Raw genomic sequence first — 15,919 nt, 5'->3', positions numbered from 1 at the left:
GCCGTGTCCGCCGGTGGCGCTTCCGCGCCCGTCGGCCGGACCTCCGCATCTGCCGGCCGGGCCGGCGTGCCCGCTGGTGGCGTCTCGGTGTCGGCCGATCGGGGTGCCGTGTCCGCCGGTGGCGCTTCCGCGCCCGTCGGCCGGACCTCCGCATCTGTCGGCCGGGCCGGCGTGCCCGCTGGTGGCGTCTCGGTGTCGGCCGGCCGGGGTGCCGTGTCCGCCGGTGGCGCTTCCGCGCCCGTCGGCCGGACCTCCGCATCTGCCGGCCGGGCCGGCGTGCCCGCTGGTGGCGTCTCGGTGTCGGCCGGCCGGGGTGCCGTGTCCGCCGGTGGCGCCTCCGCACCCGTCGGCCGGACCTGTGCGTCCATCGGGCGGGCGCCGGGTTCCTCTCCTTCGAACCGTCTCTCCGCCATGCCTCGGCCGCGCGACTGCTCCGCCCCGGCGGCCACGCCGACGGAGTCGCCCTCGCCGGGGCCGGCGCGCGGCCCGGCTTCCGGACCCGACGTCGCCCCGCCCGGCCACCCTGGCCGCCCCGGCCGACCGGGCGGCCTTTCGGTGCTGCGGCTCGTGCCCACCCCGCGGAGTACGCCCTTCACCTTCGGGTACGCGGCCGTCCTCGCCGCCACCTCCTACCTGGCCGACCACGCGCACCCCGCGTTCGTCCACGCCCTGCACCAGGCGTCCAGTACGGACGTCGCACATCTCGCGCGGCACCCCGTGCTCGTCCTGATCGCGAGCGCGCTGTGGATCGTCGGCGGGATCGCCTCGCCGTACGCGGCCGGTTTTCTGCTCGTGCTGACCGCGCTGGAGCGCCGTACCGGCACCGCGTGGGCGGCCGGTGTCTTCCTGCTCGGGCACGTGGTGGCCACGCTCGTCACCGAAGTGCCGGTCGGCGTGGCGGTGCTGGCCGGTGTCCTGCCCGTCGGCTCGCTGCACCGGCTCGACTACGGCATCAGCTTCGGTGTCGCCGCGAGCGTCGGCTCGCTCGCGGGACTCCTCTCTCCCTGGCTGCGCCGGCCGATGCTGATCGCCTTCGGCTCGGTCCTCACCCAGGACCTGATCCTCCTCGCCGACCCCGTGACGGACGCGGGCCATCTGATCGCGCTGGCGATCGGCATCGCGACCTGGCCCCTGGTGCGGCAACGGCAACGGCAACGGCAACGGGACCGGCTTCGCGTTCCCGGGCCGGTGGTCTCGCGGCCCTGAGGCGGGCTCGGGGCGGGATCGCGTCCCGCCGGCTCCGGGGCCGTCCCCTTCTTCCCGGCGGACCGGGCAGGGCCGGACGGGTTGCGCCGTTCGAGTGGTGACCGAGATGCCCGGGCGCGGAACGGCCCCGGCGCGACACGGCCTGGCACGACCGCACTCGGTGCGCACGCACGGGTGCCCACGCCCCGGGGTCGGGTGTACGCCCGGTCCCGGGGCTGCGTCGGGTGCGCGGGCCGCCTCCCGGACACGACCTAGCGGGGCGAACCGTTCTGGGCGTCGGTCGCGGACTGCCAGGCCTGCAGACCCGCCAGGGAGGCCTCCTTGGCCCGCCGCCACTGCTGGACCGCCTGCTGGGACGGCGGCACGTCCATGGCCCGGACCATGCGGCGGCCCGCGGCGAGCAGGGCGACGGCCGCGATGACCATGCCGGTGGCCGCCACCGCGGTGCCGGCCACGGTGAGCACGGCACCGGCCGTGACGAGCCGGGTGTCGATGTCGATCTTGTGCTGGGCGAGGTGATGGTTCATGTCCCCACGATCCGTGGCCGAGGCCCGCCCCGCATCCCGAGAGCCCCGCATCCCGAACAGCCCCGCATCCCGAGCAGGCCCGTTCCCGGGCACCTCGCCTTGCGCCCCCGAGGCCCCGCGAGGCCCGTGCCTCCGAGCCCCCACCCACGGATCGCAAGCGATCGCTCAGAGCGAACGGCTCCGGGGGAACATTGCGGAGCCCCCGTGCATTGAGTCGACATAGCTCAACTTGACTGCCGAAGGGGAGATCATGGCTTCGACGTCCGCATCACTCACCCTGCCCGTGCTGCCGCTCGACGACGAGGTAGTGCTGCCCGGAATGGTGGTTCCGCTGGACCTGAACGACACCGACGTGCGCGCCGCGGTGGAGGCCGCTCAGGCCGCCGCCCGTTCAACGCCCGGGAAGCCCCAGGTACTCCTGGTGCCGCGCATCGACGGGACCTACGCGAGCACCGGGGTGCTCGGCACCGTCGAGCAGGTCGGCCGGCTGGCCGACGGCGACCCGGGCGCGCTGATCCGGGGGCGCGGGCGCGTGAAGGTGGGCGCGGGGACCACCGGTCCCGGTGCCGCCCTGTGGGTCGAGGGCACCCGGGTCGAGGAGACCGTGCCCGACCCGCTGCCCGGCCGGGTCACCGACCTGGTGAAGGAGTACAAGGCCCTGGCCACCAGCTGGCTCCGCAAGCGCGGCGCCTGGCAGGTCGTGGACAGGGTGCAGCAGATCGACGACGTCTCCACCCTTGCCGACAATTCCGGTTACTCACCTTTCCTCACCGTGGAACAGAAGGTCGAGCTCCTGGAGACCGCCGACCCGGTCGTCCGGCTCAAGCTCGCCACCGAACAGCTCCGCGAGCACCTTGCCGAGCAGGACGTCGCCGAGTCCATCGCCAAGGACGTCCAGGAGGGCGTCGACAAGCAGCAGCGCGAGTTCCTGCTGCGGCGCCAGCTGGAGGCCGTGCGCAAGGAACTGCGCGACCTCAAGGGAGAGGACGGCGAGGACGAGTCCGACGACTACCGTGCCCGCGTGGAGGCCGCCGACCTCCCGGAGAACGTCCGCGAGGCGGCGCTCAAGGAGGTCGAGAAGCTGGAGCGGTCCAGTGACCAGTCGCCCGAGGGCGGCTGGATCCGGACCTGGCTCGACACCGTCCTGGAGCTGCCGTGGAACGAACGGACCGAGGACGCGTACGACATCCGGGGCGCCCGGGCCGTGCTCGACGCCGAGCACGCCGGCCTGGAGGACGTGAAGGAGCGCATCACCGAGTACCTGGCCGTGCGCAAGCGGCGCTCGGACCGCGGTCTGGGAGTCGTCGGCGGGAGGCGCGGCGGCGCCGTGCTCGCGCTCGTCGGCCCGCCCGGCGTCGGAAAGACCTCGCTCGGCGAGTCCGTCGCACACGCCATGGGCCGCAAGTTCGTCCGCGTCGCCCTCGGCGGCGTCCGGGACGAGGCCGAGATCCGCGGACACCGCCGTACGTACGTCGGCGCGCTGCCCGGCCGGATCGTCCGCGCGGTCAAGGAGGCCGGGTCGATGAACCCGGTGGTCCTGCTCGACGAGATCGACAAGGTCGGCTCCGACTTCCGGGGCGACCCGGCGGCGGCGCTGCTCGAAGTCCTCGACCCGGCGCAGAACCACACCTTCCGCGACCACTACCTGGAGGTCGAACTCGACCTCTCCGACGTGGTGTTCCTCGCCACGGCCAACGTCCTCGAAGCCATCCCGGAGGCCCTGCTCGACCGTATGGAGCTGGTCCGCCTCGACGGTTACACCGAGGACGAGAAGGTCGTCATCGCCCGGGACCACCTGCTGCCGCGCCAGCTGGAGCGGGCCGGTCTGGAGAAGGACGAGGTCGTCCTCGACGAGAGTGCGCTGCGCAGGCTCGCCGGGGAGTACACCCGGGAAGCGGGCGTACGGAACCTGGAGCGGAGCATCGCCCGGCTGCTGCGCAAGGTCGCGGCCCAGCACGAACTGGGCGAGCGGGAACTGCCGTTCACGGTGACCGACGCAGACCTGCGTGGGCTCATCGGGCGCCCGCACCACGTGCCCGAGTCGGCGCAGGACCCGGCCGAGCGCCGCACGGCGGTCCCCGGTGTCGCCACCGGTCTGGCCGTCACCGGCGCGGGCGGGGACGTCCTCTACGTGGAGGCGTCGCTGGCCGACCCGGAGACGGGCGCGGCCGGTCTGACCCTGACCGGCCAGCTGGGCGACGTGATGAAGGAGTCGGCGCAGATCGCGCTCTCCTTCCTGCGCTCGCACGGCGCGGAGCTCGAACTCCCCGTCGGAGACCTGAAGGACCGGGGCGCGCACATCCACTTCCCGGCGGGCGCGGTCCCCAAGGACGGCCCGAGCGCGGGCGTCACGATGACGACCGCCCTGGCGTCGCTCCTGTCCGGCCGGCTGGTCCGCACCGACGTGGCCATGACCGGTGAGGTGTCGCTGACCGGCCGGGTCCTGCCGATCGGCGGGGTGAAGCAGAAGCTGCTCGCCGCGCACCGGGCGGGTGTCACGACCGTGATCATCCCCAAGCGCAACGAGGCCGATCTGGACGACGTCCCGGCCGAGGTCCTGGAGAAGCTCGACGTCCACACCGTCACGGACGTCCGCCAGGTCCTGGAGCTGGCACTGGCGCCGGCGACGAACGGCGCGGTGCCGGAGGTTCCGGTAGCGGCGTGACGGACGCTGCCGGAAGGGAAGGCCCGGGTCCCGTGAGGGAGGCCCGGGCCTTCGCCGTACGCCGGGGGCCCGTTCGCCGTGAGGCCGCGTGCCCCGTCGTACGGCATGCGTGCGTCAGCCGTCGGCGAGAGCCCGGACGCGGTCCAGGGCGCCGTTGAACTTGTCGTGGTCCCCGACCGTCGGGCCGGACGACGTGTACTGCCACATCGTGTAGTACCCCCAGCCGGCGGGCAGCGTCCCCGGGTCGGAGGCGTAGCGCGCGATCCACAGGGGGTTGGACGAGGCGAAGCCGCTGTAGTCGCCGGTGCACTGGGTCCACCAGCTCGCGGCCGTGTAGATCACCGCGTCGCGGCCGGTCCGGGCCCTGTACTGGGTGAGGAAGCTGCTGATCCAGCTCACCATCGCGCTCTGCGTCTTGCCGTAGCAGGCGGCCCCGTACGGGTTCCACTCGATGTCGAGGGTGCCGGGCAGCGTCTTGCCGTCGCCCGACCAGCCGCCGCCGTGGTCGACGAAGTAGTTGGCCTGGGTGGCACCGCTCGTGGTGTCCGGGGTGGCGAAGTGGTACGACCCGCGGATCATGCCGATGCCGTACGCGCCGTTGTACTGCTGCGCGAAGTAGGGGTTCGTGTAGTACGTCCCCTCGGTCGCCTTGGTGTAGGCCCACCTGACCCCGCTGCTCCACAGGGTCGACCAGGCGACGTTGCCCTGGTAGCCGGCGACGTCCACGCCTTCGGTCTGGGTGGCGTCACCGGTGGACGGCGTCCCGTCCTGGCCGTCGTGGGCGAGAACTCCCATGCCCATCCGGGCGGTGCCCCGGGCGGGGATGTCGGCGGCGGAGGAGGGGAGGGCGGAGAGGAGGGGTAAGGCGGCGAGCAGGGTTCCCACCGCGAGTGCTCGCAGGCGGCGGGCCGTTCGGGATCTGTGCACGGGCATGTGCGGGCCTCCGAAGGGCGATGGAGCTCCGGGAGCCCGGGGGAGCCCGATGGAGCTCGGTGGGGGGGAGAGCGCGGGCACGCGTGCCGGTAGGGGGATCAGGCCGTCCTCGGCCCGGGGGTGGCGTGCGCATGCCGGCAGATAAGTGTCTGATAAAGAAGCTACGCACGTAGACGGTGGCGTGGGAAGAGGGGCCGGAGGCTGCCGTTGGTCTACGCCTGCGAAATACTGGCGGAGCTGCGGCAACGGGCGAGTTCTGGCAGAAACTTTCAGGATCGGGAAACCGGGTCAGGGGTGCTGACGTGCACGAGGGCGGAAACGACGGCGGACGTCCGGTCGAATCCGGTGTGTCGGGAAATGGTATGGACCGGCCCGCGGTGCAGGGTGGTGTGGAACGCGAATTCCTCTCTCTCGAACGGGAGCTGACGGTTTTCCTGCGCCGTGCCCGCGCCAGCCAGGGGGAGATGGCCCGCGAGGTCCACCCGGACCTCGAGTCCGCGGCCTACGGACTTCTCGTCCGCCTGGAGGAGTGCGGCCGCCAGCGCGCCACGGAACTCGCCGCCTACATCGGCGTCGGCAAGGCCACGATGTCCCGGCAGTTGCGCGCCCTGGAGGAGCTGGGACTGGTCGCGCGCGAACCCGACCCCGCCGACGGGCGCGCCTGGCTCGTCCACCTCACCGAGGAGGGCCGCGGCCGGGTCTCCAGCGTCCGCGAGGCCCGCCGGGCCCGCTATGTCCGCCAGCTCGCCCACTGGGACCAGGACGAGGTCGCGGAACTCGCCCGGCTGCTGAACCAGCTGAACCGCGGCATGGAGAAGTAACCCCCGCCCGTCCGCGGCCCCGCTCCTTCCCGGAGCGTCGGCCCTTCGCGGAGCATCGCCCCTTCTCCGGAGCTCCGCGCGTTCTCAGAGCTCCGCGAACACCACCGTCGCGTCGTCGTGCACCTTGCCCCGCCGGGCCCCCGGCCGCTCCCGCGCGTCCGAGCGCTCCAGGCGCCGTACGCGCTCGACGAGGGCGGCGGAGCCCTCTTCCCGCACGAGGGCGAACAAGTCGGTCCAGTCGCCCGCGTGGAACCGCTCCACCCAGCGGGTGGCGCCGTCCGTGAGGGCCGCCAGGGCGCGGACCGAGGACCGGGGGAGCGTGCCCGTCACCGCGCGCGAGGCCACCGAGGGGTCCGCGGCCGCCGTGAAGAAGCCGCCCTCCTTGTTGCGGACGGTGGCGTCGGCGACGGCGTCCGAGACGAGGGAGGCGCGCGGGAGCAGCGAGAGACGGTCGTCCAGCAGGGCGGTGACCTCACCGGCGGGGGATTCCACCAGCAGGGCCGAGTCCGAGAGGATCAGGTACTCGACCTGCGAAGCGGACCACCGCGCGAGGACCACGGTTGCCTGGGGCGTGCGCGGGTGAGAAAGGTCACAGGTGTCGGCGTGCGCGTCGGCGACACGGCGGACGGCCCGCGCGAGGACCTCCCGCAAGGGCAAATCCCCCTGCGAAACGGACAGTTCGGTCAGCGCTCCGCCGAGCCGCGCACAGAACCAGGGGACCGGATGCAGACAGCCGTAGTCACCCCGCGGCGGCGTCACCCCGTCGAGCAGGACCAGCGAACCGCCCTGTCCTGAAGCGGGAAGCCCGACCGATGCGAAGTCCTCGTTGGGACGGTCCGGGTCCCCGGGCTCGGACACGAGTTCAGTGCGCATTCCGCCAGTCTGCACGAGCCCTTCACCCGGGGCCCCCGAGGCCGCCGCGGAACGCCCGACGTGCGGTTCAGCGGCCCGGCCGCCGGGTTTGGCCCGGAATGATCGACTCCGGCGGAACGTGGCGGCGAATACTGTCAAAGCCCGCCCCGGACGTCCAACCGGCCCGCCGTGCGGGCCCGCCGCGAGCGCCCCGGAGACTTGCTCGCCAACTCCCCTCCGATGTTCACTCCTTCGGGTGGCGGGTCAGATGATGCGGGACCACTGCCCACCGGCACTGGGAGGGTCGGGAGCCGTACCGGGCGTACGCCTCGATTGACGGGACGTCACCCGGGCCCCAAATGGGTACACGAGTCAGGAATGCGAGCACCGGTGCAGAAGACGCGGCCGAGGCGCACAGGCAAGAAGACGGCCTCCAACTCCACAGAGGGTGGCGCCGTCGGCGACGCCACCGACTCCACGGGCCGGGGCAGGACCGCCCATGTACGCAACCGGCTGATCGTGGCCGTGGCGGTCGTCGCGGCCGCCATCGCCGGAGCCGGCGCGCCCATGGTGCTGTCGGCCTCACAAGAACTGAACGATTCCCAGCATCTGGTGACGCTCGCCCAGCGCACCCAGCAGGCACTGACCCTCGCGCACGCGCTGGCCGACGAGCGCGACGAGGTCACCTCCTACGTCGCCGCCGGCAGGCCCAGGGCCAAGGCGCCCTCCGAGGAGCGCAGCGCCCTGGTCGACCGCCAGGTCGACGAGCTGCGCGCGGACGCGGACGCCCCCGCCGCGCTGATCGAGGACCTCGACGGCATCGAGACCCTCAGGCGGGCTGCGCTCACCGGGAAGAGCTCCGCCCTGGAGGCGCACCAGGCGTACTCCGGGGCCATCGCCGAACTCCACGCCCTCGCCGAGCAGCTGGCCGAGGAGATGCCGCCGCGCGCGGGCTCCGGCGCGCACGCCCTCGCCGAGCTGGACACCGCCGTCCAGCAGTCCGCCGCGGCCCGCGGACTGCTCCTGGCGGCCCTCGCCGTCCCGCACACCACCCAGAGCGTCTACAACCCGGTCACGGGTCTGGCGAGCACCACGAACGTCTCGTCGGCCGCCGACACCAAGCAGCGCGACGCGCTGAGCGCCGCCGCCCAGCAGGCGCGCGTCCGCTCCGACGCGGCCGTCGCGGACTTCCGCGAGACCGCGCCCGAGCAGGCCGTGTCGTCCTACGACTCCACGGTCACCGGCCCCGACGTCGGCACCGCGGACAAGTACCTGGCGAACCTCACCGGGCAGCCGAAGCTCTCCGACTCCGCGCTCGGCACCGGCGTCAAGAAGCTCGACGCCGCCCTGTCCGCCCGGATCGACCTGATGCGCGGCGCCGAGTCCTCCCTCAACGACCACCGCACCAAGGACCTCGAGAAGCTGCGCGACGACGACGTCACCGCGCTGGAGCTGCGCGTCACGCTCCTCGGCGTCCTGATGCTCGTCGCGGCCGGCATGACGATGGCCATGGCCCGCACCCTCACCCGGCCGCTCGCCGTCCTGCGCCTCGGCTCCGCCCGGCTCGCCGCCGACCCGGCCTCCGGGGAACCGGTCAAGTTCACCGGCCGCAACGACGAATTCGCCCAGGTCGTCCGCTCCGTCAACGCGCTGCACGCCCACGCGGCCGGCCTGCACGAGCGGATCACCACCCTCGAGGCCGACCGCAAGCACCTCGTCGGCCAGCGCCAGCAGATGGCCGACGAGCGCGACCGGCTGCGCGCCGAACTCGCCGAGGCGGCCGCTCACCTGGAGCAGGTGCGCGGCACCATCCACAGCACCTTCGTCAACCTCGCGCTGCGCACCCTCGGCCTCGTCGAGCGCCAGCTCGGCGTCATCGAGGGACTGGAGGAGCGCGAGCAGGACCCGGACCGCCTCGCCACCCTCTTCAAGCTCGACCACTTCGCCACCGTCATGCGGCGGCACAGCGAGAACCTCCTCGTCCTCGCCGGCGCCGAGCACGTCCAGCACCACGCGCACCCGGTGCCGCTCGTCGACGTCGCCCGGGCCTCGGTCAGCGAGATCGAGCGCTACGAACGCGTACGGATCGCCGCGCTGCCCCCGCACGCGCACATCGCCGGGTTCGCCGCCGACGACATCAGCCACCTGGTGGCAGAACTCCTGGAGAACGCCACCTCGTTCTCGCCGCCCGACGTCCCCGTCGAGGTCTCCGGCTGGCTGCTGGAGAGCGGTGACGTGATGCTCTCCGTGCAGGACGAGGGCATCGGCATGACCGACGACCGGATGAGGCACCTCAACGCCCGCCTCACCGAGTTCGACCCCGAGGACTCGTACGACCAGGAGAGCGGGGAGGGACTCGGGCTCGGCCTGTACGTCGTGGCCCGGCTCGCCCACCGCCACGGCGTACGCGTGAAGCTGCGCGAGCAGAAGCAGGGCGGAGTGGCCGCCGTGGTCGTCCTCCCGAAGGCGCTGCTGGCCGCCGCGCCCGCGTCCACCGTCCCCTCCTCCGTCCGGCTCGTCGGCGGAGCCCCCGCGGTGGCCCTGCCCGGCGCCGACGCCGAGGCCAACTCCAATGTGCTGCGCGGCCGTTCGATCCGGCGCGCCTCGGTCCCGGTCTCGGCCGGCGGCGAGGACCCGCTGATCGCGGCGGCCGAGGCGGCCGTACGGGAGACCGCCTCCGACCCGGAGACGGCACCCGAGGGGACGCCGGCGCCCGAGTCCGGGCCGGCCGCGCAGACCCCGGTCATCCCGGCGCCCCGTGAGCCCGAGCCGGCCGCCGTGCCGGAAACCACCTCCGAGACGACGATGGAGCTGCTGCTCCCGGAACTCGCCCCGGACGCGTCCGGACCGCGGACCCCCGCACCGGAGAACACCGGCCCGGACGCCGCCGACGAGCCGTCCGGCACGCCCGGGTCGGCCGCCGCACCCGTCCCCGGCTCCTCCGGGACGACCGGAGTCCCCGCGGAGCCGGCTCCCGGTGCCACGGACGCCGCCGCCTCCCACCCCGGCGGACCGGCCGCGGAGCCCGCCCCTTCGGCGGACGTATCCGCGGAGACGGCCACCGGGGCACCCTCGGGGACCGCCGCCGACCCCTATGCCATCGGCCCCGACCACCACGAGCGGGCCCCCGACGAGCAGCCCAGGCTCACCGACAAGGGCCTGCCCAAACGCACGCCGAAGATCTCCGCCCCCGCCGCCGCACCGCGGCCCCGCGTGGGCGGCGTGGACGCCGACGCACTGCGCCGCAGGCTCGGCGGGTTCCACCGGGGTGCGATCGAAGGCCGCCGCGACGTGGAGGCCGAGATCGCCGAACGGACGGGCGAGACCCCCACGCCCGAAGGACAGGCCCCGTCGGCCCCCACACCAGCACACGCGCCCGCAGGGCCCGCGCCCACCGCGCACCGGACCGACGCACAGGACGTAGAAGCATCGGGGGGCACAGTCGAGGAGGCAAGCAGTTGACCGCGACCAGTACCTTCGGCCTGAGCAGCGAAGCACGTAACCTGCACTGGCTGCTGACCAATCTCGTCGAGGAGGTGCCCGGCCTCCAGTCGGTCGCGGTCGTCTCCTCCGACGGCCTGCTCCTGCTCTCCTCGGACCCCGGCCGCAACGCCGAGGCGAGGACGGCGGACAGCGCCAAACCGAAGGGCCCCAAGGGCTCCGCCGCCGACCTCGCCACCATCGTCTCCGGCATCGGCAGCCTCACCCTCGGCGCCGCCAAGCTGATGGACAGCGGCGGCGTCAAGCAGACCATGATCGCGATGGACGAGGGCAGTCTCTTCGTCATGGCGATCAGCGACGGCTCGCTGCTCGGAGCGCACGGCTCCGCGGACTGCGACATGAGCGTCGTGGCGTACCACATGGCGCTCTTCGTCGGCCGGGCCGGACACGTCCTGACCCCCGAGCTGCGCATCGAGCTCCGAAAATCCATCGAGGCCGACGCTCCCGGGAGCGCCTGATGACCGCTTCGAACGGCGTCAAGAAGCTCCCGGTCCGCGGTGGCGACCGCAAGCCGGCCCGCGTACGCCCCTATTCGCTCACCGGCGGACGGACGCGCTTCGGCCACGTCCTGCTGGTGGAGACGTTCGTGGCCGCGCTGGACGCCCCGGAGACGCGCAAGGAGCTGACCGCGGGCTCCCTCACCGCCCGGGTCATGCCCGAGATGCGGGCCATCGTCGAACTCTGCCGCCGGATGCGTACGGTGGCCGAGATCGCCGCTCTTCTCAGGATGCCGCTCGGAGTGGTGCGCGTGCTCTTGAGCGACCTGGCGGACCAGGGAAAGATCCGTGTGTACGGAACAGGTCACGGTCCGGGACAGCCCGACCGTGCCCTGCTGGAAAGGGTACTGAGTGGACTCCGTCGTCTCTGACGCCGAAGCCGGCGTCGCCTCCGACGCCGAACCCGGCGTCGCCCCCCTCCTCGACGAAGAGGAGAACCTGCAGGCCTGGCAGACGGACCGCACGCGCGCGCCGATCGCCACGAAGATAGTGGTGGCCGGCGGCTTCGGCGCCGGCAAGACCACCCTCGTCACCTCCGTCTCGGAGATCACGCCTCTCCAGACGGAGGCGCTGATGACCCAGGCCAGCGAGGAGACCGACGACCTCACGGGGACGCCGGACAAGCTGACCACCACGGTGGCCATGGACTTCGGGCGCATCACGCTCGACGACGACCTCGTGCTCTACCTCTTCGGCACGCCGGGCCAGCAGCGCTTCTGGTTCATGTGGGACGACCTGGTGCGCGGCGCGATCGGCGCGGTGGTCCTCGCCGACACCCGCCGCCTCTCGGACTGCTTCCCGGCGCTCGACTACTTCGAGAGCTGCGGACTGCCGTACGTCGTCGCCGTCAACCACTTCGACGGCAGCGACGTGTTCGAGCCGGAGGATGTGCGCGAAGCCCTCACGGTTCCTCCGCACGTACCTGTCATGATCATGGACGCGCGCCGCCGGATCTCGGTCGTCGAGACCCTGCTCGCGCTCGTCGGCCACGCGCTCGAAGTCAGCCCCGAATAGGGACGCCCGAGGACTGGGAGAAGCACCCCGCATGCGGAAGATACTCGTCGTCGGAGCCGGCCAGTCCGGACTCCAGCTCGCCCTCGGACTCCAGTCGCAGGGGTACGAGGTCACCTTGATGTCGAACCGGACGGCGGACGAGATCCGCTCCGGCCGGGTCATGTCGACGCAGTGCATGTTCGACACGGCGCTCCAGCACGAGCGCGATCTCCAGCTCAACTTCTGGGAGTCCCAGGCCCCGAAGATCGAAGGACTCGGCGTCTCCGTCGCGGTCCCCGGCTCCTTCGACCCGGGCCCCTCGCAGCGTGCCATCGACTGGGTCGGCAAGCTCGACGGGTACGCGCAGTCCGTCGACCAGCGGGTCAAGATGGCCGGCTGGATGGAGACGTTCGCGCAGCGCGGCGGCCAGCTGGTCATCCACGGTGCCGCGGTCTCCGACCTCGACTACTTCTCCCGCGCGTACGACCTGGTGCTCGTCTCGGCGGGCAAGGGCGAACTCGTCTCGATGTTCGGCCGTGACGCCGACCGCTCCCCGTACACCGAGCCGCAGCGCGCCCTCGCGGTGTCCTACGTGCACGGCCTGGGCCCGCGCCCGGAGCACCCGGACTACGACGCGGTCCGCTGCAACCTGGTCCCCGGCGTCGGCGAGCTGTTCATCATGCCGACCCTCACCACCTCGGGACGCGCCGACATCCTCTTCTGGGAGGGCATACCCGGCGGCCCGCTCGACGTGTTCAACGGCGTCAAGGACCCCGCGGAGCACCTCTCCCTGACCCTGGAACTCATGGAGCGGTTCACGCCCTGGGAGTACGCGCGCGCCACCAACGTCGAACTGACCGACGCGGGCGGCACGTTGTCCGGGCGGTACGCCCCCACCGTGCGCAACCCGATCGGCCGTCTTCCCGGCGGCGGACTGGTCCTCGGCGTCGCCGACGTCGTCGTGGCCAACGACCCGATCACCGGCCAGGGTTCCAACTCGGCCGCCAAGTGCGCCGCCGCCTACCTCGCCTCGATCGTCGAGCAGGGCGACAAGCCCTTCGACGAGGAGTGGATGCAAGCGACGTTCGACCGCTACTGGGACACCGCGCAGCACGTCACCAAGTGGACCAACGCGATGCTGGGCGTCCCGCCGGAGCACGTCCTGAACCTGATCGGAGCGGCCGGCCAACTCCCGCCCGTGGCCGACCGTTTCGCCAACGGCTTCGACAACCCGGCCGACTTCGAGAACTACTTCTTCGACCCGGAGAAGACGGGCGCCTACCTGGCCTCGGTCGCCGGGGCGGCGGAAGCGTAGCCCTCGTCGGATCCCTGCGCGGCGCTCTCGGGGAGCTTCGGCGGCGTGTACTGCCGCAGGGGCTCCCCGTCCGGGTCCGGGCGCACGGCGCCCAGCAGCGGGTTCGCCGCGATGGGGGACACCTTGATCCGCGCCCCGGGCCGCGGAGCCTGCACCACCATCCCGTCGCCGAGGTAGAGGGCGACATGCGTGGCCTCGGGGAAGTAGACCACCAGATCTCCGGGACGCAGCTCGTCCAGCGGGACGCGCGGAAGCTCGGCCCACTGTTCCTGGCTGGTGCGCGGGATGGGCCGGCCGGCCCGCTCCCAGGCCTGTGACGTCAGCCCCGAGCAGTCATAGGCCTTCGGTCCCTCGGCACCCCACTCGTACGGCTTCCCGACCTGCTCGACGGCGTAGCGCAGCGCCTCCTCGCCCTCCCGGGTGGGCGGACGCACGCTGCTGAGCGCACCGGACGCCATGATCTTCTTCTGCGCCGTGGCCGTTCCCGACTGCTCGACCCGGCCCAGTTCGGCGATCTGGTCCGCGGTCAAGGAGGCGAGCAGCCGCTGGACGTCGTCGAGGCGCTCGCGCACATCGTCCTGCTCCTTCTTCTGCCGTGCGGCCAGCGCGAGCTGTCCGTCCAGCGCCTTGCGGGCCGCCCGCGCGAGCCCGTCGGTCCGCTTCTCGCCGCCCGCGACCCGGCGCACGGTCGCGGCCCGCTCCAGCGACAGCTGTCCGATCAGGTGCCCCTGGTCGAGGGCGTGCTGCGGATCCCGGGCCAGCAGCAGCCGTACGTACGTGGAGATCTCATCGCCGCTCTGGTACTGCTGCCGGGCCAGCCGCCCGGCGGCGCCCCGGCTGTCCTCCAGCGACAGACGGGCCCTGGCGAGGCGGGCGTCGAGCCCGGCGACCTCCGCGCGCTGCTTCTTCAGCTTCTCGGCGGTCCCGTTGTACGTCTCGGTGGCGCGTTCGGCTTCCTGGTAGAGGCGCTGAAGATCCGTCAGCAACGAGGCGACGGACCGCTCGGAACCCTGCCCCGGCTCCGGAGCGGCCACCGCGGGAGCCGAAGGAAGGATTCCCCCGACAAGCACCGCCCCCGTACAGACCAGGCGCAGAAGCATTCCTGACACGTCATCACCTCCGGTGCCGGGGCGGCCCGTCCACCGCCCGTCTCGCACCGGAAGGATCGGACCGCCGCACCCCGGCCGCGCGCCGGGCGACCGCTTCGGCCCAAGAACATCACTCGTCGGCGTTGTTCTCCGGCGTGGCGCCGCCCCTGCCCCCGCCCTTGCGGGTGCCCGGGGGCCACGGCAGCTTGAACCGGCGCTCCGACGCGTCGGCCTCGGGGTCGTACTCGTACTTCCACCCCTGATGGAGCCCGAGCCGCTTGCTCGTCGCGGCCTGGACGCGCCGGTAGACCAGCACCGTGGGCGGACCACCGTCGAGGCCGGGCACCGGGATCCGGTACGTCTTCGGCGGATGACCGGTGATCCCGATCAGGACGGGCAGGACGCGCCCGTCCAGCGGGCCGCCGACAAAGGGGGTGTCTTCGCTCTTCACCGGACCAGTGTCACAGCAGGTGGGCCGCGTTCCCGACAACGGGCAGCACCCGGCGGACCAGCGCTCCCACGATGCCGTCCGGGCTCTCCATCGCGAGCGCGGCCCGCACCACCGCCGCGGCCTGTTCGTCGCGCCCCGCGCTCGCCACGAGCACCGCCACGAACTGCTCGACGAGCCAGTCCCGCAGCTCGTCCAGCGGTGGTTCCTTGTCCTCGTCGAGCCAGACCAGCGAGGCGGCCTCCACGGCCGTGATCCACATCCGTACGGTCATCCGCAGCCGGGGGCCGGGATCCTTCACCGCCAGATGGACGAGGATGTGCTCCGCCGCCGCCCGGCGGACCCCGTCGACTATCGCCGTGGTCCGCGAGGTCTCGATGACGCTCCCGCCCTGCAGCAGAGCGCTGAATCCGGCGTCGTGCTGGTCCACGAACGCGAGGTACCGGTCGAGGGCCCGGGAGAGCCGCTCGGTCAGCGGCCCCTCCGCGGGCTCCGCGAAACAGTGCTCCAGATCCTCCGCGGCGGACCGCAGGGCGGCCTCGTACAACTGCTGCTTGCCGCCCGGGAAATACCGGTACACGAGCGGCCGCGACACCCCGGCCGCCTCCGCCACATCGTCCAGCGAGACCTCCTCGGGCACCCGCTGGGCGAACAGGGACAGCGCGGCTTCGAGCAACTGACTGCGCCGTTCCTCGACACTGAGCCGACGGTAAGCGGGGGTGGAAGCCTGCGAGGTCATGACGGGCAGCGTAACCGCCCACCAGCCGACGCCCCCGTACGGACAGAAAGCCCCCGGGACACAGCCCCGCAGCCGCCGTACGGCACGCATCCGGGCCACCCCGTGCGACGCCGGCCACGCACCGCCCCCGCAGGAGCCGAACCACGCGAGGGCCGACTCCTGCGGCACCGGTCACGCACCTCCCGCAGCCGCCGTACGACGCGAGGGGCCGTGCCGGTACATCAGATACCCGCAGGCCGGACGGATCAGAACCCGCGCCCACCGTGAAACACCGGTGGGATCCGTTCGGATGCGGGCGGATGTACCGGCCCCGCCCCCACGGAAGGCCCGGCGC

Annotated in this window: 14 protein-coding genes; 8 read left to right on the top strand and 6 right to left on the bottom strand. The window is 72.7% G+C overall.

Annotated elements, in window-relative coordinates; all coding sequences use genetic code 11:
• Nucleotides 1–567: 567 nt before the first annotated feature.
• Nucleotides 568–1,206, top strand: coding sequence for a rhomboid-like protein (locus ACH4S8_RS16520; protein WP_398394387.1), 639 nt, complete (start codon nt 568–570; stop codon nt 1,204–1,206).
• Nucleotides 1,207–1,457: 251 nt separating this feature from the next.
• Here the strand turns inward: ACH4S8_RS16520 and ACH4S8_RS16515 are convergent, their stop codons facing one another.
• The gene (locus ACH4S8_RS16515; RefSeq protein ID WP_398394385.1) at nt 1,458–1,733 is read right to left on the bottom strand and encodes a hypothetical protein; all 276 of its coding nucleotides are present in this window, start codon (nt 1,731–1,733) and stop codon (nt 1,458–1,460) included.
• A 250-nt stretch (nt 1,734–1,983) separates the two neighbouring features.
• On the opposite strand from ACH4S8_RS16515, the gene lon reads away from it, so the two are divergent.
• Nucleotides 1,984–4,398, top strand: a complete 2,415-nt coding sequence (gene lon / locus ACH4S8_RS16510; RefSeq protein WP_398394383.1) for an endopeptidase La — start codon at nt 1,984–1,986, stop codon at nt 4,396–4,398.
• 114 nt (nt 4,399–4,512) lie between these two features.
• Here the strand turns inward: lon and ACH4S8_RS16505 are convergent, their stop codons facing one another.
• Nucleotides 4,513–5,331, bottom strand: a complete 819-nt coding sequence (locus ACH4S8_RS16505) for a lysozyme (protein ID WP_398394381.1) — start codon at nt 5,329–5,331, stop codon at nt 4,513–4,515.
• Nucleotides 5,332–5,633: 302 nt separating this feature from the next.
• Here ACH4S8_RS16505 and ACH4S8_RS16500 point away from each other — a divergent pair, with 302 nt between their 5' ends.
• Nucleotides 5,634–6,152, top strand: coding sequence for a MarR family winged helix-turn-helix transcriptional regulator (locus ACH4S8_RS16500; protein ID WP_398394379.1), 519 nt, complete (start codon nt 5,634–5,636; stop codon nt 6,150–6,152).
• An 84-nt stretch (nt 6,153–6,236) separates the two neighbouring features.
• Here ACH4S8_RS16500 and ACH4S8_RS16495 read toward each other — a convergent pair whose 3' ends face one another.
• Nucleotides 6,237–7,025, bottom strand: coding sequence for a protein phosphatase 2C domain-containing protein (locus ACH4S8_RS16495; RefSeq protein WP_398394377.1), 789 nt, complete (start codon nt 7,023–7,025; stop codon nt 6,237–6,239).
• A gap of 357 nt (nt 7,026–7,382) precedes the next feature.
• Between ACH4S8_RS16495 and ACH4S8_RS16490 the strand changes: the two genes are divergently transcribed.
• The 5 genes from ACH4S8_RS16490 to ACH4S8_RS16470 are packed head-to-tail and all read left to right on the top strand — an operon-like array spanning nt 7,383 to nt 13,310.
• A complete protein-coding gene (locus ACH4S8_RS16490) occupies nt 7,383–10,466 on the top strand; it encodes a nitrate- and nitrite sensing domain-containing protein (RefSeq protein ID WP_398394375.1) in 3,084 nt (1,027 codons plus the stop codon).
• Nucleotides 10,463–10,963, top strand: coding sequence for a roadblock/LC7 domain-containing protein (locus tag ACH4S8_RS16485; RefSeq protein WP_398394373.1), 501 nt, complete (start codon nt 10,463–10,465; stop codon nt 10,961–10,963). Before ACH4S8_RS16490 ends, ACH4S8_RS16485 begins: the two co-directional genes overlap by 4 nt.
• On the top strand, nt 10,963–11,373 hold the full coding sequence (locus tag ACH4S8_RS16480) for a DUF742 domain-containing protein (protein ID WP_398394371.1): 411 nt from the start codon (nt 10,963–10,965) through the stop codon (nt 11,371–11,373). The genes ACH4S8_RS16485 and ACH4S8_RS16480 overlap by 1 nt, the downstream gene beginning before the upstream one ends.
• Entirely contained in the window at nt 11,354–12,016 is a 663-nt protein-coding gene (locus ACH4S8_RS16475) for a GTP-binding protein (protein ID WP_398394369.1), read from the top strand. Before ACH4S8_RS16480 ends, ACH4S8_RS16475 begins: the two co-directional genes overlap by 20 nt.
• 31 nt (nt 12,017–12,047) lie before the next feature.
• A complete protein-coding gene (locus ACH4S8_RS16470; RefSeq protein WP_398394367.1) occupies nt 12,048–13,310 on the top strand; it encodes a styrene monooxygenase/indole monooxygenase family protein in 1,263 nt (420 codons plus the stop codon).
• On the opposite strand, the gene ACH4S8_RS16465 is transcribed toward ACH4S8_RS16470, so the two are convergent.
• The 3 genes from ACH4S8_RS16465 to ACH4S8_RS16455 form a co-directional block, all read right to left on the bottom strand.
• Entirely contained in the window at nt 13,274–14,419 is a 1,146-nt protein-coding gene (locus tag ACH4S8_RS16465) for an NlpC/P60 family protein (RefSeq protein ID WP_398394365.1), read from the bottom strand. The two genes, ACH4S8_RS16470 and ACH4S8_RS16465, sit on opposite strands and share 37 nt — an antisense overlap.
• Nucleotides 14,420–14,528: 109 nt before the next feature.
• Nucleotides 14,529–14,849 (bottom strand): hypothetical protein, encoded by a 321-nt coding sequence (locus ACH4S8_RS16460; protein ID WP_398394363.1) that lies wholly within the window; start codon nt 14,847–14,849, stop codon nt 14,529–14,531.
• Nucleotides 14,850–14,859: 10 nt separating this feature from the next.
• The gene (locus tag ACH4S8_RS16455) at nt 14,860–15,585 is read right to left on the bottom strand and encodes a TetR/AcrR family transcriptional regulator (RefSeq protein ID WP_398394361.1); all 726 of its coding nucleotides are present in this window, start codon (nt 15,583–15,585) and stop codon (nt 14,860–14,862) included.
• Nucleotides 15,586–15,919 lie beyond the last annotated feature (334 nt).

The organism is Streptomyces sp. NPDC021080 (assembly GCF_044333225.1).
Taxonomy (GTDB): Bacteria; Actinomycetota; Actinomycetes; order Streptomycetales; family Streptomycetaceae; genus Streptomyces.
Note: the sequence above shows the minus strand (reverse complement) of the source record. Positions and strands in the feature narration are given on the sequence as shown.

Bases quoted from the DNA above. Each gene is read 5' to 3' on its own strand.
- ACH4S8_RS16470 (WP_398394367.1), top strand. From the start codon at position 12,048: ATGCGGAAGATACTCGTCGTCGGAGCCGGCCAGTCCGGACTCCAGCTC.
- ACH4S8_RS16480 (WP_398394371.1), top strand. From the start codon at position 10,963: ATGACCGCTTCGAACGGCGTCAAGAAGCTCCCGGTCCGCGGTGGCGAC.
- ACH4S8_RS16515 (WP_398394385.1), bottom strand. From the start codon at position 1,733: ATGAACCATCACCTCGCCCAGCACAAGATCGACATCGACACCCGGCTC.
- ACH4S8_RS16505 (WP_398394381.1), bottom strand. From the start codon at position 5,331: ATGCCCGTGCACAGATCCCGAACGGCCCGCCGCCTGCGAGCACTCGCG.
- ACH4S8_RS16495 (WP_398394377.1), bottom strand. From the start codon at position 7,025: ATGCGCACTGAACTCGTGTCCGAGCCCGGGGACCCGGACCGTCCCAAC.
- lon (WP_398394383.1), top strand. From the start codon at position 1,984: ATGGCTTCGACGTCCGCATCACTCACCCTGCCCGTGCTGCCGCTCGAC.
- ACH4S8_RS16455 (WP_398394361.1), bottom strand. From the start codon at position 15,585: ATGACCTCGCAGGCTTCCACCCCCGCTTACCGTCGGCTCAGTGTCGAG.
- ACH4S8_RS16490 (WP_398394375.1), top strand. From the start codon at position 7,383: ATGCGAGCACCGGTGCAGAAGACGCGGCCGAGGCGCACAGGCAAGAAG.